Source organism: Arthrobacter sp. QXT-31 (genome assembly GCF_001969265.1).
Classification (GTDB): Bacteria; Actinomycetota; Actinomycetes; order Actinomycetales; family Micrococcaceae; genus Arthrobacter.
Genome location: NZ_CP019304.1, coordinates 1,311,439 through 1,330,364, shown reverse-complemented (window position 1 = coordinate 1,330,364; position 18,926 = coordinate 1,311,439). Strand labels below are relative to the sequence as shown.

Sequence of the window (18,926 nt, the reverse complement as noted above, 5' to 3'; positions counted from 1 at the left end):
GGCCCTTTTTGGCGAAATGGCGAAGGTCGGGGAGGCTGCCTTCGTGCTTCGTGCTTCGTGCTTCGTGTGGGCTGGCGAGCCGTCACTTTGCTGGGGGCTCGTTGATTTACCCAAAAGGGCCGCTCGAGGGGCGATGGTCCAAGGATTTACCAAAAAGGGCCGCGTAGCTTGGCTGCTGGGCGGCCTTTTTTGGCGAAATGGCGGAGGCCAGCGCTGCCGGCAGCTACCCCGGCTTAGAACTCGTGCAGCAGGCGCCGGACGAATTGCCGGGTCCGCTCCTGCCGCGGGGCACGCAGGACTTCTGCTGCCGGTCCGCGCTCCACCACGAGGCCGCCGTCCATGAAGATGACCTCGTCCGCCACCTGCCGGGCAAAAGCGAGCTCGTGGGTGACGATGACCATGGTCCACCCCTCGTCGGCGAGTTCCTGGATCACGCCCAGCACGTCGCCCACGAGTTCCGGGTCCAGCGCCGAGGTGGGCTCGTCGAACAGCAGCAGCTGCGGTTTCAGGGCCAGGGCACGCACAATGCCCACCCGCTGCTGCTGGCCGCCGGACAGCTCGAAAGGATACGCGTCGCGCTTGTCTGCCAGCCCCACCCTGGCCAGGAGCTTTTCGGCCTCGGCAACCGCCTCCGTCCGCTTCCGCTTCTGCACCTGGACCGGCCCCTCAATGACGTTTTGCAGCACGGTCATGTGCGGGAACAGGTTGTAGTGCTGGAACACCATGGCGCTGCGGTCCCGCAGCTCCGAGATCTCTTTCTTGGAGACCTTGGCAGAGAAGTCCAGGACAAGGTCGGAGCCGGGACCCGTAAAGGTGACAGTGCCGGCGTCGGGCATTTCCAGCCCGTTCAGTGAGCGCAGCACGGTGGTCTTGCCCGAACCCGACGGCCCGATCAGGGCCACCACGTTGCCGCGGCGCACGTCCAGGTCGATGTCCCGCAGCACCACGTTGCTGCCGAAGGCCTTGGCGAGGTTGCGGACCGACAATACCGGCCTGGCCTGGGACGCGGCGCCGGAAGAGGCGGCGCGGGCTGCTCCGTCAGTGGGCGACATAGCGGTCCAGTCTCCTTTCAAGGACGGACTGCCCGGAGGAGAGCGCCAGGCAGATGACCCAGTAAATCAGGGCAGCCTCGAGGTACAGCACCATGAACTCCTGGCTGAAGGCTGCGATCTGCTGGGCCACACGGAAGAGTTCGGTGACCAGGATCAGCGAGGCCAGCGACGTGTCCTTGACCAGCGAAATGAAGGTGTTGGACAGCGGAGGCACGGACACCCTCGCAGCCTGCGGCAGGATGATGCGGCGCAGCGACTGGCCCTGTGACATGCCGATCGTGTGGCCGGCTTCCCACTGGCCCTTGGGCACTGACAGGATCGCGGCACGGATGACCTCGGCGGCATAGCCGCCCACGTTGAGCGAAAAGGCGATGATGGCGCTGGGCCACGGATCAAGCTTCACGCCGACGGTCGGCAGGCCGTAGAAGATCACGAAAAGCTGCACCAGCAGGGGAGTGCCGCGGATCACTGAAACGTAAAACCGGGCGATGCCGGACACCACCGTATTCCGGCTCAGCCGCATCAGCGCCACCACCAGGGCCAGCGCAAGGCCTATTGCGAAGGACGCCAGGGTAAGCGGGATGGTGCCGGTGACCGCCCCCACGACGAGGGGGCCGAAGGAGCTCCAGACGAGATCCCAGTTGAACGGCATCTACTTGGTGACGTCAGTGCCGAAGTACTTCTCGGAGATCTTGGCCAGCGTTCCGTCAGCGCGGAGGTCATCCAGCGCCTTGTCCACTGCGGCGGTCAGTTCCGTGGAGCCCTTGCGGAACACAAAGGCGCTTTCCGACTTCTCCGTGGTCTCGGCGGCGATCTTCAGCCCGGCGTCCGGATTCGTCTTGGCGTAGTCGAGGTAGGTGAGCTTGTCATTGACGATGGCGTCCACGCGTCCCTGCTGCACCAGCGCCACGCCCTGGGCCCAGCCCTCCACCGACTGGACGTTGGCGCCGGCGTCGACGGCCATCTTGTAGAAGTTGCTGGTCAGCGACTGGGCTGTGGTCTTGCCCTTCAGGCTGTCAAAGCCGGTGATGCTGTTGTTGTCCGCCTTCGTCACGATCACGCCCGTGGAAACGGTGTACGGCTTGGAGAAGTCGTACTTGGCCTTGCGCTCATCGTTGATGGAGATCTGGTTGGCGATAGTGTCGAAGCGCTTGGCGTCCAGGCCGGCGAAGATGCCGTCGAACTGCGTCTCCTGGAAGGTGGCCTTCACTCCGAGCTTCTCGGCCACGGCGCGGGCGATCTCGACGTCATAGCCCGTGAGGTCGCCGGCTCCTTCTGCATGAAAGCTGAACGGCTTGTACGTGCCTTCGGTTGCGATGACGATCTCACCCTTCGATTTCACATCGCTTAGTGAGGTGTCTGAGCCGGCGGCGGTACCCGGGCTGCTGGCGGCCGGAGCCTGGGATCCGCCCCCGCAGGCCGTCAGAGCCAGGGCCAGTCCGGCAAGGGTGGCGGCGAGTGCGGAGCGGCGGGAATGGACCTTCTTCATGGCGGGTACCTTCTTCTTCAGGCGGCAGCGGCGGGCAGCGCAGCGGCCGGGGCCGCTGCGACGCCAATCCATGCAACGCATCGGAAAACACGTTTTATTTCGCCATCATACGGGGGTGGCAACGCCGCCAACGTGCAGGTACCGGCGTGCCCTTAAATAGGCTGAGTGGGGGCGGTCCCCAACGGCCGCCACCACTCATCCCCCCAATGTATGCTCCGGCAGGCGCCACGGCTTGTGAGCCAGGCAGCAACTGCTTTCACACATTCATGATTCTCTCACGGTCTAATGATTTTGTGAATCCGGATTTGCTACCCCTCGGTAGATGACGTTCCATGACTGCCGTGCTTGGCTGCCTTTACCCTGGCAAGCCACACCAGCACCAGGCCGGATATGAAGAAAACCACGGCTCCGTTGTTCACCGCGGGCGCCGCGGCAAACAGCCGGAGGGGCGCGAATTCGAGGCAGAATCCGGCAACAGTGGCCGCTGCCCCCGCCGCCATCAGCGCTGCCCCGGTCCTGACAAGCGGGGGCAGTTTTTCCCTCACGCTGCGGAGCAGGGCGGGCAGCAGCGCAAGGGCCACGTAGGCAAGGTAGCCCCGGGCCGCGGCCCAGTAGTAGGGCATCAGCGCCTCATTCCGGTCGCTTGCGCCGGCCACGTCCCTGAAGCCTGCCGACGTCGCGGAGTGGTCCATCAGGAGGAAGACGGCCACGAGGACAGCACAGAAAACCGCAAGCACGACGAGCCCGGGACGCCCGGCGATCATGCGGTGGGCATCCGGGGCACCAAACCCCTTCGTGACCCGGACTGCAATGAGGTAGATCGTTGCAAAAACAACCAGGCGCAGGAGGAGGTGGGCAATGTTCAGGCCGCCGAGGGCGCGGTCAATGGCCACGTAGAACTGTTCGATGCTCAGGACCGCGGCAGCCGTCGCCAGCAGGAAGATGAAGAACAAGGTTGGATTGACCCCGCGAAGGGCGCTCGGGATCCGGGCCAGGGCGGCGCCCGCACAGACAACCAGCGTTATCCACGGAAGAACTTCGCTCATACCAGGTTCTCCCAAATTCTTTCGGTCTGTTCCTGGTCGTGTTCCTGCCGGCGCAGGGTTTTGCCCAGTGCTTGGAGGCGGTCGCCGGCCAGGGCGGTGAGTTCGCCGTCGGTCAGCCGGTCCAGGGCTGCCTGCCGGGCGCCGGGTGGCCAGCCGGCTTCGGCTTCGGTGACGAGCCCGGTGGCCACGAGTCCGCTGGCGGGTCCGACGCCGGCAGCCCGGGAGGTGGCGACGGCCAGTTCGGGGGCGAGCCGGTTGGCGGTCAGCTGGGCGGAGTAGTTTTGGGGAGCGACGCCGGTGGCGGCGGAGACGCGGTGGCGGAGTTCGCCGTCGTCGATGGCGTCCACCCAGTTCTTCACGGAGGTGGCATGCGGCGGCGGGCTGAGCGCAGTCTTGGCCCCGCCGGCGAACCCCTCGGGGGCGGTCCGGGCAATGACTGCCCGCAGGAGGTCGACCGTGGCAATTTGGCTTACCAGTTCCTTGTCGGTCGGAGGGACCGGGGAACCGGCGAGGGCGCTGTAGCTATCGAAGGTGGCCAGCGCGGCGACCGGATTGATGTTGTAGGCCCGGCTGATGCTCACGACGGTGGCCTCGGCAACCTTTCCCCGCACCATCTGCTGGGCGAGGGTGGTGCGCTTGACGCCTGAGACCCGGCAAATATCGGCAGTGCTGGTATCCGGTGCTACGCCACTAAGCCAGCGCTGGAATGCTTTGGCGGGGAGGGGCATGAAACGCTCTCTGCTGAACGAAATGTTGGACTCATACTAGCGGCGCCGGGCGGACACCGGTCCCGGCTTCCGGCGTGCCCGGCTGCCGGCCACCCAAATGAGCGCCAGGCCGACGACGAAGCAAAGGATGGCCGTGTAGTTGATGATGAAACGCAGGAAACCCAGCTCCGGCGGGATGGCCGGGAACAGCAGCGAAAGGGGGATCGCGATGGTACCCACGGCCAGGAGCGCCGCACTTATCCGCAGCAGGGCGGGCAGCTGGCCCTTGACGGCCCGCAGCAGTCCCGGCAGGATCGCGAGGCACACATAGGCAGGGTAGGCGCGGCCGGCGGCACCGTAGTACTCGACGAGCAGAGCGTTCCGCGGGTTCTTTGCCGCCACTTCCGCCATTCCTGCCGACGACCCCGATGTGTCCATGAGGGCAAAGCAAACCAACATCGCGACAGAAATCAATGCCAGGGCCGCCGTGCCGATGTTTCCCCTGATCAGCTGCCTTCCGCGGCTGTCGCCAAAGCCGGCGGCAATCCGAAGGGCAAGGAAAAAGATGGCTCCGAAGATGATGAACCGCAACAGGAGGTTGGCAAGGTTGGTCCCGCCAAGCGCGGCGTCGATCGCCATGTAGGGGCCGTGGATGCTCAGCAGGATGGCCAGTGTCAGGAGCGCCAGCGCATAGAAGATGGACGGGTTCTTCCGGCGGACCAGGTTGGGGATCCGGCTCAGCGCTGCGGCGCCGGACGCGATCAGGGTGGTCCATTGCAGGATCTCAATCATCCGAGGTTCTTCCAGATCTGTTCGGTTTGTCGTTGGTCGTGTTCCTGCCGGCGCAGGGATTTGCCCAGTGCTTGGAGGCGGTCGCCGGCCAGGGCGGTGAGCTCGCCGTCGGTCAGCCGGTCCAGGGCTGCCTGCCGGGCGCCGGGTGGCCAGCCGGCTTCGGCTTCGGTGACGAGCCCGGTGGCTACCAGTCCGCTGGCGGGTCCGACGCCGGCAGCCCGGGAGGTGGCGACGGCCAGTTCGGGGGCGAGCCGGTTGGCGGTCAGCTGGGCGGAGTAGTTTTGGGGAGCGACGCCGGTGGCGGCGGAGACGCGGTGGCGGAGTTCGCCGTCGTCGATGGCGTCCACCCAGTTCTTCACGGAGGTGGCGTGCGGCGGCGGGCTGAGCGCAGGCGGCCCTGCGGCTGTCGCGCTATCCCCGTCCTGCTCGCTGCGGGCAATGATGGCGTGCAGCAGGTCCGCGGTTGCGATCTGGCTGACCAGTTCCTGCGGCGTGGGCGGAACCGGCGGCTTCCCCAGATCCCGGTAGGTGTCGAAGGAGCCGAGCGCCGCCACCGGGTTGATGTGGAACGCCCGGCTGATGCCCACCACGGTCGTTTCGGCCACCTTGCCGCGGACCAGCTGCTGGGCAAGGGTGGTGCGCTTGACCCCCGACGCCCTGGCCACATCAGCAATGCTGGTGTCCGGCGCCACCTCATGCAGCCAGCGCTGGAAGGCCTTGGCGGGTAGGGGCATGGAACGCTCTCTGCTGACGGTACAGGCTGACGGTACAAAGGGGCGGCCGCCAGCCTCGATTTTGCATAGCCCGCCGCTTCAACTATGCTAGTTGGTCGAACCCGCTGGTCCGTACACCCCCCAAGTCCGGACCAGCGGGTTCTTTCATGCCCGCCCGGATTTTCAGGCGAAGACGGGCAGCGGTGAGAGGATGGATTGATGACTGCAACCCTTGTTGCGAAGGACCTTTCGGGCGGTCACGATCACCGCACCCTCTTCTCCGGGCTGTCCTTTACGGTAGCCCCCGGGGATGTTGTTGGCGTGGTCGGCGCCAACGGTGCAGGCAAGTCCACGCTGCTGCGGCTCCTCGCCGGGGTGGAGCAGGCGCAGGAGGGCACAGTCAGCCTCGCCCCGTCGGACGCGTTCGTGGGCTGGCTGCCCCAGGAACACGAACGGATCCCCGGCGAAACAGTCGCCGCCTACATCGCCCGGCGCACCGGCTGCGCGAAGGCCACCGCGGAGATGGAAGCCGCGGCCGAGGCCCTGGGCTCGGGGGCGCCCGGCGCCGACGACGCCTATTCGACGGCCTTTGACCGCTGGATGGCCTCCGGCGCCGCGGACCTGGACGAACGCATTGCGCCCGTCCTCGCAGACCTGGGCCTGGAGGTCGGCCCCGACGCCGAAATGACCAGGCTGTCCGGCGGGCAGGCCGCACGCGTGGCGCTCGCCGCCCTGCTGCTGAGCCGCTTCGACGTCGTGCTCCTGGACGAGCCCACCAATGACCTTGACCTTGACGGCCTGGCCAAACTGGAAGCCTTCGTGCAGGGGCTTCGCGGCGGCGTGGTGCTGGTCTCCCATGACCGCGAGTTCCTCGCCCGCTGTGTGACCTCCATCGTGGAACTCGACCTCGCCCAGAACTCTGTGGCGGTGTACGACGGCGGCTACGAGTCCTTCCTGGAGGAACGCGCCGTCGCGCGCCGGCACGCCCGTGAACGGTACGAGGAATTCGCCGCCACGAAGGCGGACCTGATGTCCCGGGCGCGCACCCAGCGCGAATGGAGCTCGCAGGGCGTCCGGAACGCGATGCGGAAAAGCCCTGACAACGACAAGATCCGCCGTGCCGCGAGCACCGAGTCATCCGAGAAGCAGGCGCAGAAGGTCCGGCAGATGGAATCGCGCATCGCCCGCCTGGACGTGGTGGAGGAACCGCGCAAGGAATGGCAGCTGCAGTTCAGCATCGGGCAGGCGCCCCGCTCCAGTTCAGTGGTGGCAACGCTGCGCGACGCCGTGGTCCGGCGGGGCAGCTTCACCCTGGGGCCGCTGAACCTGCAGCTCAACGCCGGTGAACGGATCGGCATCACCGGACCCAACGGCGCCGGAAAGTCCACGCTGCTCCGGCTGCTTCTGGGAACCCAGGAACCGGACTCCGGCGACGCTTCCCGCGGCGTGTCCGTGGCCGTCGGCGAGATTGACCAGGCCCGCGGACTGCTGGCCGGACACCTGAAACTGGCCGACGCCGTCGAATCCGTCCTGACCGACCACACCTCCGCCGAGGTCCGGACCCTGCTGGCGAAGTTCGGCCTCAAGGCCGACCACACCCCGCGCACCGTGGACTCGCTCTCGCCGGGGGAGCGGACCCGCGCGGCCCTGGCCCTGCTGCAGGCCCGGGGCGTGAACCTGCTGGTCCTGGACGAACCCACCAACCACCTGGACCTCCCGGCAATCGAGCAGCTTGAAGAGGCACTGGAAAGCTACGACGGCGCCCTGCTGCTGGTCACCCACGACCGGCGGCTGCTGGAAAACGTCCGGCTGGATGTGCGCTGGAACGTGGACAACGGCGTCGTCACCGAACTGGTGGCAGGCAAGATGGAGCAGAACCAATGAGCATGGATGGCGTCGCCTGGCGCTCGCTGCATCAGATCACCCGGGCCAAGAGCGGCTCAAAGCCGTTTTCGAAAGAGACCCTCAAACGGGTCCTGGGCTTCGCCCGGCCGCACCGCGGCAGGCTGGTGGCCTTCGTGGCCGTTTCCATCGCCATGGCTCTGCTTGCCGTGGCCACGCCGGTGCTGGCCGGGCAGGTGGTCAACACGATCGTGGCCCGTGCCGATGCCGGTGAGGTGATCCGGCTGGCGGCCCTCATCGCCGGCGTCGCGGTGGCCGAGGCAGGCCTTGGCATGGTGAGCCGCTGGCTGTCCTCCACCATCGGCGAGGGCGTCATCGTGGACCTGCGCACCAAGGTGTTTGACCACGTGCAGAGAATGCCCATCGCGTTCTTCACGCGGACCCGTACCGGGGCCCTGGTCAGCCGCCTGAACAACGACGTGATCGGTGCCCAGTCTGCCTTTGCCGGAACCTTGTCCGGCGTGGTGAGCAATGCCGTCGCCCTCATCCTCACCCTGGTGGTCATGCTGAACACCTCCTGGCTGGTCACCGTGCTGGCCATGGTCCTGCTGCCGATCTTCCTGATCCCGGCCCGGCGGATGGGCTCCCGGCTGGCCGACCTGCGGCGCGAGGCGGCCGAGCACAACGCCGCCATGGGCACCCAGATGACCGAGCGCTTCTCCGCCCCCGGCGCCACCCTGGTGAAGCTCTTCGGCCGGCCCGACGACGAGTCCCGCGAGTTCGCCCTCCGCGCCGGCCGCGTCCGCGACATCGGCGTGCGGACCGCCATGCTGCAGTTCACCTTCGTGACGGCGCTGACGCTCGTCTCCGCGCTGGCCCTCGCTCTGGTCTATGGACTGGGCGGCTGGCTGGCCATCGGCGGGCAGCTCGCCCCGGGCGACGTCGTGGTGCTGGCACTGCTGCTGACCCGCCTCTACGCTCCGCTCACCGCGCTGTCCAACGCCCGGGTGGAGATCATGAGCGCCCTGGTCAGCTTTGAGCGCGTCTTCGAAATCCTGGACCTCGAGCCGCTGATCAGGGAGAAGCCCGGTGCGCTGGAAGTCCCGCCCGGGCCCGTGGCCGTGGAGTTCGACGACGTGCGCTTCTCCTACCCCTCCGCGGACAAGGTCTCGCTGGCCTCGCTGGAGGAGGTCGCCACCTTGGACACCCGCGGCGGCGAGGAGGTGCTGCACGGCATCAGCTTCCGGGTGGAACCCGGACAGACCGTCGCCATCGTGGGATCCTCCGGGGCCGGCAAGTCCACCATCGCCCAGCTGCTGACCCGGCTGTACGACGTCGATTCCGGCGCCGTGCGCCTCGGCGGCTTCGGGCCCGCCAGCGGCCTGGACGTGCGGGACCTGACGTTCGGCTCCATCCGCGCCACCCTCGGCATGGTCACCCAGGACGGGCACCTGTTCCACGAAACCATCGCCTCCAACCTTCGGCTGGCCCGCCCGGAGGCCACCGCGGAGGACATGTGGGCGGTGCTGCGCCAGGCCCGGCTTGAAACCATGGTCCGTTCCCTCCCCGACGGCCTCGAAACCGTGGTGGGGGAGCGCGGCTACCGGCTCTCCGGCGGTGAACGGCAGCGGCTCACCATAGCCCGGCTGCTGATCGCCCAGCCCCGCGTGGTGATCCTCGACGAGGCCACCGCCGCGCTGGACTCCACGAACGAGGCCGCCGTGCAGGCGGCGCTGGGCGCTGCGCTGGAAGGGCGCACCGCCGTCGTCATTGCGCACCGGCTCTCGACGATCCGTGCCGCCGACGCCATCCTGGTGGTGGAGGACGGCCGCATCGTCGAACGCGGCACCCACACGGAGCTGCTGGCAGCAGACGGCCGCTACGCGGAGCTGTACCGCACACAGTTCGCCGAGGCCACGGCCGTCGCGGAGGAGGCGGTCCCGGAGTACTGAGCCTCGCCGTTCAGCGGCCGGATTCCGCCAGCGCCGGCAGGATATGGTCCGTGAGCAGCGGCGCCAGGTCGCCGGGCCACTCCGCCGCGAGGTCCAGCCACCGGATCTCGGCGATCTCGGCGGACGGGTGGGCCACCCAGGTGCCTGGGGCCGTGAAGACGGTCGCCTCGATTTCTGTGGCCGCCTCGTTGGCGGCGTCGGCCAGCCACACGCCCATGAGCGTCAGTTCGCGGGGGTCGACGATGATGCCGACTTCCTCCTGCAGCTCCCGCGCGGCGGCCTGCACCGCGGTCTCCCCGGGCTCGGGCTTGCCGCCGGGATGCATGAACTTGTCGGTCCCGCGCTTGCGGACTGTCAGGAGCCGGCCCGCGGCGTCGTAGACACACACGGCGGAAACGATGATGCGCGGATTCACGGGTTTGAGCCTAGCCCGTCAGGTTGTGCTGTGGCGGCCGGAAGCCGGCACAGCACGGACTCCAGCAGCAGGTCCTTGCGCGGGCCGGTGACATCCCACACGTAGCTGAATTCGTTGTCGCCGCGGCGCACGTACGTGACCCGGTAGGTATCCGGATCGCACCAGTGCCGGTCCTGGCTCGCCTCCGGCGAGAAACTCATCCGGTGGAACGGCCGGCCGTCGGGGAACAGCATGTCCATGGCGTCGGGCGTGTCGGCGGGCCGGAGCAGGTAGTCGCGGGTGGCCGGGCCGGTGAAGGTGTCATTGTCCCCGGCAGGCCAGTTCACAGTAGGCCAGACCACTGTCCCTTCCTCATGGAAGCGGAGCCCGCCGTCGCCGTCGGGGGAAAAAATTACGACGCCGGTAAAGGTGCCGCGGGTGCCCGCGGCCCGGTCCAGCATGGTCCGCTCCACGGACCACCGCCCTGCCCGGGGAGGGCCGGAGGATGATGGGTCCGCCTGTGGTGCGCCCAGCAGATAGTCGCGGAGCCCGGACGGGTGCTGCAGATTCAAGTGCCCTCGATTGGAATCGAACCAACGACACCGGCTTTAGGAGAGCCGTGCTCTATCCACTGAGCTACGAGGGCGGGCGCCCGCCGCGGCCGGTTGGTGGACCGGCCCCTTCGCGCACGCCTATAAGCATACAAGGTGACGGCGCGTACTACGCTCTTGCCATGGCCGCCGCAGCTCAAGTTCCCGCCTTTAGGGCAACGTTCCTGCCAGACACCGCCTCCACGCGGCAGTACATCGGGGCGTGGGCGGTGCTCAGTGTCGTGCAGTATCTCGTGGCGGAGGCCGCGGTCATCGGCGCCTGGGCCGGACCGGCCCCCTACAGCCGGCGGACCGGGCTGATCAGCGATCTGGGAGCCGTCACCTGCGGAATCTACGACGGCCGCAGCATCTGTTCGCCGCTGCACGTGCTGATGAACACCTCCTTCGTTGTGCAGGGCCTGGGAATGCTGCTGGGTGCGCTGCTGCTGAGCTCGGCGCTGCTGCGGGTGGCCGCCCGGGCCGGTGTGCGGGTGGCGGCGAGCCATACCGGCGAAGTGCCCTGGTACACGGCAGTGGCGGTGCGCATCCTGACCGGGACCGCCGGCACCGGCACGATCATTGTGGGGCTGGTCCCGGAGGACCTGGAATCGGCCTGGCACTACGCCGGCGCCGTGATGTACTTCATCGCCGGCTCCCTGGCGCTGCTGCTGCTCGGCACGCTGTGGCTCCGCCAGTCGCCGCTTGGCTGGTTTGTCCTGGCCGCCGGCGGCGTGTCCACGGCTGCGCTGGTCACGGCCGCCGTCGCTGGCCTGGACGTCCCCGAGCCCGGAACTCTGGAGCGGCTGATGGCCTATCCGATCACTATGGGGCTCTCCGCCGCCGGCCTTGTTGTCGCCCAGCGCGTCCGGAAGGAACGGCAGGTGCGCAAGGCCTTCGCCGCCCGGGCCCGGGCGGCGTCCGGCGGCTAGGCTTCCTGCTGCGGGGCGGCTTTCTTCGAAGACCGGCGTCCCAGGAACATGGCGGCGCCGCCGGCGAGGAGGCTGGCCACGAACAGCACCCAGCCGGCCACGGTGAGGCCCGACGCCAAGGCGACCTGGCCGGCGTCGAGGTTAACGGCGGCGATCATGGAATCTATGGTGACGTTGCCCCACAGCCGGACCACCACGAATAGCAGCGGCAGCGCCCACAGCGCCCAGCGCAGCGACTTCCGGGCCACGTTGGTGCCAATCACCAGAAGCCAGGTGAAGCCGAAGATCAGCGGAAACAGGGTGCCTGCCGTCTTGTGGACGTAGTTGAGCTGGCCTCGGGCGTCCCCGTCAAGGGCGCGGCGGAGCTCTTCGACGTAGCCCGTGTCGAAGCCGCCCACCAGGGAGTCGGGCATGGCCAGCCCGCCGGAGAGCTGCGTGAGCTGGTTAAGCGTGAGCAGGTGGAGGTACCAGAACAGGAACAGGCTCGCCACCAGGCCCGCGATGACAATCAGGTTGGCGTTGTTCTGTGCCTTCGCGGGCGAGCGGCTGGTGCCGGGGTTGATCACCGGCGGCAGTTCGTGCTGGGGAACTGCGGCCCTTGCGCCGTGCTTCTTGATCCGCTGTGCAGGTGTCTTGGCCATGCGTCCATTATCGCCCGCCCCGATGCACCCGCCCCTCCCCACCCGGCGTGCTGTGCAGGGCAGGCCCGGCGCCGATAGGGTGGGAACCGTGACGGAACTGGGCAGACACAAACTGGGCAAACACAGCGCCACCAACCTGAGCCCCGGGCTCGATGACTACGAGCTGGCCGCCGAACTGGTCCGCGAGGCCGGGCAACTGGCACTGCTGATGCGGCAGGGCGGCCTCGACGCCCAGCGCAAGACCTCCATCTCCGACGTCGTCACCGCCGCGGACCACGCCGCGGAAGCGTACGTCCTCGAGCAGCTGCGGCGCTGCCGCCCCGACGACGGCGTCCTGGGCGAGGAAGGCGCCGCGGTGCATGGCAGCAGCGGCCGGACCTGGGTCATCGATCCGGTGGACGGCACCTACAACTTCCTGCAGGGGTCCACGTACTGGTGCTCAGCCATCGCGCTCAAGGACGAGTCCGATGTGCTCCTCGGCGCCATTTTCCAGCCCGAGGAGGACAAGCTCTGGATCGGCGGCAAGCAGCGCGCCACCACCCTCAACGGCGACCCCGTCACCACCTACCGCGAGGACGGAACCAACCGCAACGCCGTCGACATTTCCCACCTCGGCGCCGCCACGTACATCCATCCGCGCTGGCTCTCCGACCCGATGTGCGCCATGCCGTGGCACACCGCCGCCGTCTCCGCCGCGACGCTGCGGATGCTCGGATCCGGCTCCTGCGACCTGGGGCGCGTCGCCGACGGGCAGCTCGGCTGCTGGTTCCAGCACAGTTGCCCCGAATGGGACTGGCTGCCCGGAAAAGCGATCGTGACGGCCGCCGGCGGCATGGCCGGCACCGTCCGCGTCAACGGCCTGGAATGGTTCATGGCGGGAGGAACGACGGCGGTGCACCAGTTGCGTGCCGCCCTCGAGTCCGGCTCGGTCGACTAAGTTTCCGCTGGCCGTACATTTTTGGGTGGCCTGCTTTGGCGGCCCGCCGCCTGAGTTATCCACAGGGCGGCTTCGGGTGTCAGTCCCACCGCCTAGACTTGTAGTCACCATGGATATGTTGTTTGACCCCTACGCTGACGGTCCGTTCAAGGCTGGTTCCCACGCCGGTGCCATCACCAAGTCGCGCCCCGAAACAGGGCTGATGACACCCGCATTCGGCGCCGGCCCGGGCGAACCCGCGGGCCACCCTGCAGCCGGCCAGGCAGACGAACATGCAGGGGAGCACGCCCGGCACCAGTTCCCGGACGCCGGGGCGCTGCTGGCAGGCCTGAACCCGCAGCAGGAAGAAGCGGTCAAACATTCCGGCAGCGCACTGCTGATCGTGGCCGGCGCCGGCTCGGGAAAAACCCGTGTGCTCAGTAACCGGATCGCCTACCTCATCGCCACCAAGCGCGCCCACCACGGCGAGATCCTGGCCATCACGTTCACCAACAAGGCCGCCGCGGAAATGCGTGAACGCATCGAGGCCCTCGTGGGCGGCCGGGCCAAAGCCATGTGGATCTCCACGTTCCACTCGTCCTGCGTCCGGATCCTGCGGCGCGAGGCCGCCAACGTCGGGCTGAAATCCAACTTCTCCATCTATGACTCCGCCGATTCCCTGCGGCTGATCACACTGGTGGCCAAGAACCTGGACCTGGACCCCAAGAAGTTCGCACCCAAGGCCATCCAGCACAAGATTTCCGCGCTCAAGAACGAGCTCATCGACGCCGATTCCTTCGCCTCCGCTGCCAACCACAGTGACCCGTTCGAAAGCGCCGTGGCGGATGTCTTCAAGGGGTACACGCAGCGGCTGCGCCAGGCCAACGCGATGGACTTTGATGACCTGATCGCCGAGACCGTCTACATGTTCCGGGCCTTCCCGGCGCTCGCCGATTCCTACCGGCGCCGGTTCCGGCATGTCCTGGTGGACGAATACCAGGACACCAACCACGCGCAGTACGCCCTGGTCCGGGAGATCGTCGGCGAGGGGCCGGGAGCGGCGGAGCTGACCGTCGTCGGCGACTCCGACCAGTCCATCTACGCGTTCCGCGGCGCTGACATCCGCAACATCGTAGAGTTCGAGAACGACTACCCCGACGCGCACACCATCAAGCTGGAACAGAATTACCGCTCCACCCAGAACATCCTGAGCGCGGCCAACTCCGTCATCTCCCGGAACCCCAACCGCCCCGAGAAAAGGCTGTGGACCGCGGAGGGCGAAGGCCACAAGATCATCGGCTACGTGGGTGAAAACGAGCACGACGAAGCCCAGTTCATCGCCAAGGAAATCGACCGGCTCCAGGACGAGGACAACCTCCGCCCCGGCGACGTCGCCATCTTCTACCGCACCAACGCGCAGTCGCGTTCCATTGAGGACGTCCTGGTGCGCGTGGGCCTGCCGTACAAGGTGGTGGGCGGCACCCGGTTCTACGAGCGCAAGGAAATCAAGGACGCCCTGGCTTACCTGCGCGTGCTGGTCAACGCGGACGACGACGTCAACCTCCGTCGCGTCCTCAACGAACCCAAGCGCGGCATCGGGGACCGGGCCGAGGGTGCCGTGGCCGCGCTGGCAGAGCGGGAACGCATCTCGTTCATGGCCGCTGCCCGCCGCGCCGACCAGGCACCCGGCATGGCCACCCGCTCCGTCAACGCCGTGCTCGGTTTCGTCAAGCTCCTGGACGACCTCGCTGAGGTGGCCGCAGGCTCGGGAGCCGCGGCTGCGCTTGAGGCCGTGCTGGAACAGACCGGCTACCTCGCCACACTGCGCTCCAGTACCGATCCGCAGGACGAGTCCCGGGTGGAAAACCTCGCCGAGCTCGTCGCCGTCGTGCGTGAATACGAGCAGGAGAACCCCGAAGGCTCCCTCGAGGCGTTCCTGGAACAGGTATCGCTGGTGGCCGACGCTGACCAGATTCCGGACGCCCCCGGCGCAGACATCGACGCCGCGGTGGCCGAGGCGAAGCGGCTGGGCGTGGTCACGCTCATGACGCTGCACACGGCCAAAGGCCTCGAATTTCCGGTGGTGTTCCTTACCGGCATGGAGCACGGACTCTTTCCGCACCAGCGCTCCGCCACGGACCCCAAGGAACTGGCGGAGGAGCGCCGGCTTGCCTACGTGGGACTGACACGCGCCCGGAAACGGCTGTACGTCACGCGGTCCGAGGTCCGCAACATGTGGGGGCAGAGCCAGTACAACCCGGCCAGCCAGTTCCTGGAGGAAATTCCCTCCGAGCTGGTCGAATGGAAGCGCGAGGGCACCAGCCGGCAGGTTGGGGGCTGGGGGAGCGGGGCGTCCATCGGGTCGAACCGGTACAGCGGATCCTTCTGGGGCGCGGGAACGGCCCGGGGCAACAGGGCTGATTCCTCCGCAGGGTTCAACGCCGACGTCCCTGTCGCCGTCGCGAAAAACCGCGTGCAGCCGCAGAAGGAAGTCATTGCGGTCAGCGTGGGGGACAAGGTCAACCACACCAGCTTCGGCAACGGCACGGTGCTCGCGGTCGAAGGCGCCGGGGACAAGACCGTGGCCAAGGTGAAGTTCGACGTCGGCGAGAAGCGGCTGCTGCTCCGGTACGCGCCGCTGACCAAGATCGACGCCTGAGCGTGCCGGTGCGGCGCCCCGAACGCGTTGCCGCCGGCCTGGCACGATTCTCCCCGGCGGCCCGGTTCTCCCCGGCGGCCCGGATCGCCATGGCCCTGGTCTCTATGGCCCTGGCCGGGTGTTCCGTGACCGTCGCGGATCCTGAGTACACGCCGCCGCCACCGCTGCCGGCCCTCGAACAGCTGAAACAGGCGCCGCTCACCGACCCCGCCGACTTCGCTGCGGGGGAGGACGTGCTGGCGTTTGTCACCGCGGACCGGAACGTCGTGTGCGCACTGACCTCTGCCCGCGGGCCACACCTGAACCTGCCGTACGAACCCAACAACTTCGGCGATCCTGACAACGCGAAACTGGCAACCGTGCCCGTGGCGCACTGCCAGCTCGCCGTATATCCCGCTCCGGCGGCCGCCGACGTCACCGACGACTGCTCGGGGACCGGGCTGGGTTTCCTGGGCGGCGCCGCACTCCTGACGCCTGACCGGGCCCGGTACGGCGAATGCAGGTCGGGCGTCACGCAGATGGAGGCCGAGTACGGGCCGAAGGGGAGGCCCGGCGGGCCCATCTCAAAGCTGCCCGTCCTGCCCGACGGCGGCAACCTCGAACGCAACGGCTTGCGGTGCTCCGCGTACCGTTCCGGGGTGGCGTGCGGAAACGTCTCAGCGGGCGTCGGTTTCTTCCTCAGCCGGGATCATTACGAACTCATGCCGGCGAAGGGTAAAAACGCCCAAACGGCGCCCGCCAAGGCCCCAAAAACCCCGTAATCCCGCGGTTTTTCTACGATCCATAGAATAGTGTCGTTACTCACAGAACAGGTAGTCTGGAACCGGCCGGTCCCTCCAAAGGACTAAAGTTCCGAGAGGAGCATTACGCCGCGTGGCTCGTTTCCGGACCTGCCGCAGGGCGCATAAATTCCGCAGCCCGGTCCCCACCCTTGGGTGTTGTCCGGCTGTACAGAAACTACTTCGACGTAGAAGGACACTAAACCGTGGACCTGTTTGAATATCAGGCGCGCGATATGTTCGAAGCGCACGGTGTACCCGTGCTCGCCGGCATCGTGGCGCACACTCCTGAAGAAGCAAAGGCAGCTGCCGAGAACATCGGCGGCGTAACTGTCGTCAAGGCACAGGTTAAGGTCGGTGGCCGCGGCAAGGCCGGCGGCGTCAAGGTCGCCAAGTCCGCCGATGAGGCACTTGAGCACGCCACCAACATCCTGGGCATGGACATCAAGGGCCACACCGTCAACAAGGTGATGATCGCCCAGGGTGCGGACATCGCCGAGGAATACTACTTCTCCGTCCTGCTGGACCGGGCCAACCGCAACTACCTGGCCATGTGCTCGGTTGAAGGCGGCATGGAGATCGAGCAGCTCGCCGTTGAGCGGCCCGAGGCCCTGGCCAAGGTTGCCATTGACCCCGCCGTGGGCATCGACCAGGCCAAGGCCGACGAAATCGTCGCTGCCGCCGGCTTCGCTGAGGAACTGCGCGGCAAGGTCGCCGGCGTCATTCTGAAGCTCTGGGACGTCTTCAAGAAGGAAGACGCCACCCTCGTGGAGGTCAACCCGCTGGTCAAGACCGGCGCGGGCGAGATCGTCGCCCTCGACGGCAAGGTCTCGCTCGACGAGAACGCGGAATTCCGCCACCCGAAGCACGTCCAGCTTGAGGACAAGGAATCCGCGGACCCGCTCGAGGCCAAGGCCAAGGCGCAGGACCTGAACTACGTCAAGCTGGACGGTGAAGTCGGCATCATCGGTAACGGTGCAGGCCTCGTCATGTCCACCCTGGACGTCGTCGCCTACGCCGGTGAGAAGCACGGCAACGTCAAGCCCGCCAACTTCCTGGACATCGGCGGTGGAGCCTCCGCCGAGGTTATGGCCGCAGGCCTGGACGTCATCCTGGGTGACGAGCAGGTCAAGTCCGTGTTCGTCAACGTCTTCGGCGGCATCACCGCCTGTGACGCTGTTGCCAAGGGCATCGTGGGCGCGCTGGCCGAGCTGGGCCACTCCGCCAACAAGCCGCTGGTCGTCCGCCTCGACGGCAACAACGTCGAAGAAGGCCGCCGCATCCTCGCCGAGGCCAACCACCCGCTGGTTACCCTGGCCGCCACCATGGACGAGGGCGCCGACAAGGCCGCCGAGCTCGCCAACGCCCGCTGATCGAGCCGGTCGAGATCTAGGAAAGAAAACATGTCTATTTATCTGAACAAGGACTCCAAGGTCATCGTCCAGGGCATCACGGGCGGCGAGGGCACCAAGCACACCGCCCTCATGCTCAAGGCCGGCACCAACATCGTTGGCGGCGTCAACGCCCGCAAGGCCGGCACCACGGTCCTGCACGGCGATAACGAGATCACCGTTTTCGGCACCGTCAAGGAAGCCATGGCGGAGACCGGCGCCGACGTCTCCATCGTCTTCGTGCCACCGGCATTCACCAAGGCCGCCGTGGTCGAGGCCATCGAGGCCGGCATCGGCCTGGTCGTCGTCATCACCGAAGGCGTGCCGGTCCAGGACTCCGCCGAGTTCTGGGCACTGGCACAGGCCACGGTCGACGCCGACGGCAACCAGGTCACCCGCATCATCGGACCGAACTGCCCCGGCATCATCACCCCGGGCGAGGCCCTCGTGGGCATCACCCCGGCGAACATCACCGGCAAGGGCCCCATCGGACTGGTGTCCAAGTCCGGCACGCTGACCTACCAGATGATGTACGAACTGCGCGACCTCGGCTTCTCCACCGCCATCGGCATCGGCGGTGACCCGATCATCGGCACCACGCACATCGACGCCCTGGCCGCGTTCGAGGCCGACCCCGAGACCAAGGCCATCGTGATGATCGGCGAAATCGGTGGCGACGCCGAAGAGCGTGCCGCCGACTTCATCAAGGCCAACGTCACCAAGCCGGTCGTCGGCTACGTGGCCGGCTTCACGGCTCCGGAAGGCAAGACCATGGGCCACGCCGGTGCCATCGTCTCCGGTTCCGCCGGTACCGCCCAGGCCAAGAAGGAAGCCCTCGAGGCTGCAGGCGTGAAGGTCGGCAAGACGCCGTCCGAGACCGCCCGCCTGCTGCGCGAGGTCTTCGCAGCCCTCTAGGCCGCACCTCAGCCAACGCGGGGTCACTCCCAGCCCAATCCACCCCCCGGATTGGGCGACGAGTGACCCCGCGTTTCTGTTTAACTGTTGCGCCCGGACGGTTTGAGGTCTAGCGTGTG

At 67.3% G+C, this 18,926-nt stretch carries 18 protein-coding genes and 1 tRNA gene; 8 read left to right on the top strand and 11 right to left on the bottom strand.

Annotated features, from left to right (window positions below; genetic code table 11):
* Positions 1 to 233: 233 nt before the first annotated feature.
* The 7 genes from BWQ92_RS06000 to BWQ92_RS05970 all read right to left on the bottom strand — a co-directional run bounded on the left by BWQ92_RS06000 (position 234) and on the right by BWQ92_RS05970 (position 5,820).
* Positions 234 to 1,052, bottom strand: coding sequence for an amino acid ABC transporter ATP-binding protein (locus BWQ92_RS06000; protein WP_076798730.1), 819 nt, complete (start codon positions 1,050 to 1,052; stop codon positions 234 to 236).
* A complete protein-coding gene (locus BWQ92_RS05995; protein WP_076798729.1) occupies positions 1,039 to 1,704 on the bottom strand; it encodes an amino acid ABC transporter permease in 666 nt (221 codons plus the stop codon). Before BWQ92_RS05995 ends, BWQ92_RS06000 begins: the two co-directional genes overlap by 14 nt.
* On the bottom strand, positions 1,705 to 2,541 hold the full coding sequence (locus tag BWQ92_RS05990) for an amino acid ABC transporter substrate-binding protein (protein WP_076798728.1): 837 nt from the start codon (positions 2,539 to 2,541) through the stop codon (positions 1,705 to 1,707). It lies immediately after the preceding gene.
* Positions 2,542 to 2,849: 308 nt separating this feature from the next.
* Entirely contained in the window at positions 2,850 to 3,587 is a 738-nt protein-coding gene (locus tag BWQ92_RS05985) for a hypothetical protein (RefSeq protein WP_076798727.1), read from the bottom strand.
* Positions 3,584 to 4,315 carry a hypothetical protein gene (locus tag BWQ92_RS05980; protein WP_076798726.1) on the bottom strand — a complete coding sequence of 244 codons (732 nt, stop codon included), beginning with the start codon at positions 4,313 to 4,315 and terminating at the stop codon, positions 3,584 to 3,586. The genes BWQ92_RS05985 and BWQ92_RS05980 overlap by 4 nt, the downstream gene beginning before the upstream one ends.
* A gap of 36 nt (positions 4,316 to 4,351) precedes the next feature.
* A complete protein-coding gene (locus BWQ92_RS05975; RefSeq protein WP_076798725.1) occupies positions 4,352 to 5,086 on the bottom strand; it encodes a hypothetical protein in 735 nt (244 codons plus the stop codon).
* Complete coding sequence (locus BWQ92_RS05970; RefSeq protein WP_076798724.1) at positions 5,083 to 5,820, bottom strand: hypothetical protein; 738 nt, start codon at positions 5,818 to 5,820, stop codon at positions 5,083 to 5,085. The genes BWQ92_RS05975 and BWQ92_RS05970 overlap by 4 nt, the downstream gene beginning before the upstream one ends.
* Before the next feature lie 198 nt (positions 5,821 to 6,018).
* Between BWQ92_RS05970 and BWQ92_RS05965 the strand changes: the two genes are divergently transcribed.
* Positions 6,019 to 7,683, top strand: coding sequence for an ABC-F family ATP-binding cassette domain-containing protein (locus BWQ92_RS05965; protein WP_076798723.1), 1,665 nt, complete (start codon positions 6,019 to 6,021; stop codon positions 7,681 to 7,683).
* On the top strand, positions 7,680 to 9,593 hold the full coding sequence (locus BWQ92_RS05960) for an ABC transporter ATP-binding protein (protein ID WP_076798722.1): 1,914 nt from the start codon (positions 7,680 to 7,682) through the stop codon (positions 9,591 to 9,593). Before BWQ92_RS05965 ends, BWQ92_RS05960 begins: the two co-directional genes overlap by 4 nt.
* A 10-nt stretch (positions 9,594 to 9,603) precedes the next feature.
* On the opposite strand, the gene BWQ92_RS05955 is transcribed toward BWQ92_RS05960, so the two are convergent.
* From BWQ92_RS05955 to BWQ92_RS05945, 3 genes are all read right to left on the bottom strand, one after another.
* On the bottom strand, positions 9,604 to 10,008 hold the full coding sequence (locus BWQ92_RS05955) for an NUDIX hydrolase (RefSeq protein WP_076798721.1): 405 nt from the start codon (positions 10,006 to 10,008) through the stop codon (positions 9,604 to 9,606).
* On the bottom strand, positions 10,005 to 10,559 hold the full coding sequence (locus BWQ92_RS05950) for a DUF6314 family protein (protein WP_076798720.1): 555 nt from the start codon (positions 10,557 to 10,559) through the stop codon (positions 10,005 to 10,007). Before BWQ92_RS05950 ends, BWQ92_RS05955 begins: the two co-directional genes overlap by 4 nt.
* Position 10,560: 1 nt before the next feature.
* Positions 10,561 to 10,633, bottom strand: a tRNA-Arg gene (locus BWQ92_RS05945).
* 87 nt (positions 10,634 to 10,720) lie between these two features.
* On the opposite strand from BWQ92_RS05945, the gene BWQ92_RS05940 reads away from it, so the two are divergent.
* Complete coding sequence (locus BWQ92_RS05940) at positions 10,721 to 11,506, top strand: DUF998 domain-containing protein (RefSeq protein WP_076798719.1); 786 nt, start codon at positions 10,721 to 10,723, stop codon at positions 11,504 to 11,506.
* Here BWQ92_RS05940 and BWQ92_RS05935 read toward each other — a convergent pair.
* Entirely contained in the window at positions 11,503 to 12,147 is a 645-nt protein-coding gene (locus BWQ92_RS05935) for a hypothetical protein (protein ID WP_076798718.1), read from the bottom strand. The genes BWQ92_RS05940 and BWQ92_RS05935 overlap by 4 nt on opposite strands.
* A gap of 88 nt (positions 12,148 to 12,235) precedes the next feature.
* Here BWQ92_RS05935 and BWQ92_RS05930 point away from each other — a divergent pair, with 88 nt between their 5' ends.
* The 5 genes from BWQ92_RS05930 to sucD all read left to right on the top strand — a co-directional run bounded on the left by BWQ92_RS05930 (position 12,236) and on the right by sucD (position 18,807).
* Entirely contained in the window at positions 12,236 to 13,084 is an 849-nt protein-coding gene (locus BWQ92_RS05930) for an inositol monophosphatase family protein (protein WP_172804254.1), read from the top strand.
* 109 nt (positions 13,085 to 13,193) lie between these two features.
* The gene (pcrA, locus tag BWQ92_RS05925) at positions 13,194 to 15,722 is read left to right on the top strand and encodes a DNA helicase PcrA (protein WP_076798717.1); all 2,529 of its coding nucleotides are present in this window, start codon (positions 13,194 to 13,196) and stop codon (positions 15,720 to 15,722) included.
* Between the two features lie 2 nt (positions 15,723 to 15,724).
* A complete protein-coding gene (locus BWQ92_RS05920; protein ID WP_437177192.1) occupies positions 15,725 to 16,483 on the top strand; it encodes a hypothetical protein in 759 nt (252 codons plus the stop codon).
* A 224-nt stretch (positions 16,484 to 16,707) separates the two neighbouring features.
* A complete protein-coding gene (sucC, locus tag BWQ92_RS05915; RefSeq protein WP_076798716.1) occupies positions 16,708 to 17,874 on the top strand; it encodes an ADP-forming succinate--CoA ligase subunit beta in 1,167 nt (388 codons plus the stop codon).
* A 30-nt stretch (positions 17,875 to 17,904) separates the two neighbouring features.
* Positions 17,905 to 18,807 carry a succinate--CoA ligase subunit alpha gene (gene sucD / locus BWQ92_RS05910; RefSeq protein WP_076798715.1) on the top strand — a complete coding sequence of 301 codons (903 nt, stop codon included), beginning with the start codon at positions 17,905 to 17,907 and terminating at the stop codon, positions 18,805 to 18,807.
* Positions 18,808 to 18,926: the final 119 nt, after the last annotated feature.

What these genes read in the sequence shown, in the direction of transcription:
- sucD (WP_076798715.1), top strand. Translation starts at nt 17,905, where the DNA reads ATGTCTATTTATCTGAACAAGGACTCCAAGGTCATCGTCCAGGGCATC.
- BWQ92_RS05980 (WP_076798726.1), bottom strand. Translation starts at nt 4,315, where the DNA reads ATGCCCCTCCCCGCCAAAGCATTCCAGCGCTGGCTTAGTGGCGTAGCA.
- BWQ92_RS05970 (WP_076798724.1), bottom strand. Translation starts at nt 5,820, where the DNA reads ATGCCCCTACCCGCCAAGGCCTTCCAGCGCTGGCTGCATGAGGTGGCG.
- BWQ92_RS06000 (WP_076798730.1), bottom strand. Translation starts at nt 1,052, where the DNA reads ATGTCGCCCACTGACGGAGCAGCCCGCGCCGCCTCTTCCGGCGCCGCG.
- BWQ92_RS05975 (WP_076798725.1), bottom strand. Translation starts at nt 5,086, where the DNA reads ATGATTGAGATCCTGCAATGGACCACCCTGATCGCGTCCGGCGCCGCA.
- BWQ92_RS05935 (WP_076798718.1), bottom strand. Translation starts at nt 12,147, where the DNA reads ATGGCCAAGACACCTGCACAGCGGATCAAGAAGCACGGCGCAAGGGCC.
- BWQ92_RS05990 (WP_076798728.1), bottom strand. Translation starts at nt 2,541, where the DNA reads ATGAAGAAGGTCCATTCCCGCCGCTCCGCACTCGCCGCCACCCTTGCC.
- BWQ92_RS05940 (WP_076798719.1), top strand. Translation starts at nt 10,721, where the DNA reads ATGGCCGCCGCAGCTCAAGTTCCCGCCTTTAGGGCAACGTTCCTGCCA.
- BWQ92_RS05960 (WP_076798722.1), top strand. Translation starts at nt 7,680, where the DNA reads ATGAGCATGGATGGCGTCGCCTGGCGCTCGCTGCATCAGATCACCCGG.
- BWQ92_RS05965 (WP_076798723.1), top strand. Translation starts at nt 6,019, where the DNA reads ATGACTGCAACCCTTGTTGCGAAGGACCTTTCGGGCGGTCACGATCAC.
- pcrA (WP_076798717.1), top strand. Translation starts at nt 13,194, where the DNA reads ATGGATATGTTGTTTGACCCCTACGCTGACGGTCCGTTCAAGGCTGGT.
- BWQ92_RS05985 (WP_076798727.1), bottom strand. Translation starts at nt 3,587, where the DNA reads ATGAGCGAAGTTCTTCCGTGGATAACGCTGGTTGTCTGTGCGGGCGCC.
- BWQ92_RS05995 (WP_076798729.1), bottom strand. Translation starts at nt 1,704, where the DNA reads ATGCCGTTCAACTGGGATCTCGTCTGGAGCTCCTTCGGCCCCCTCGTC.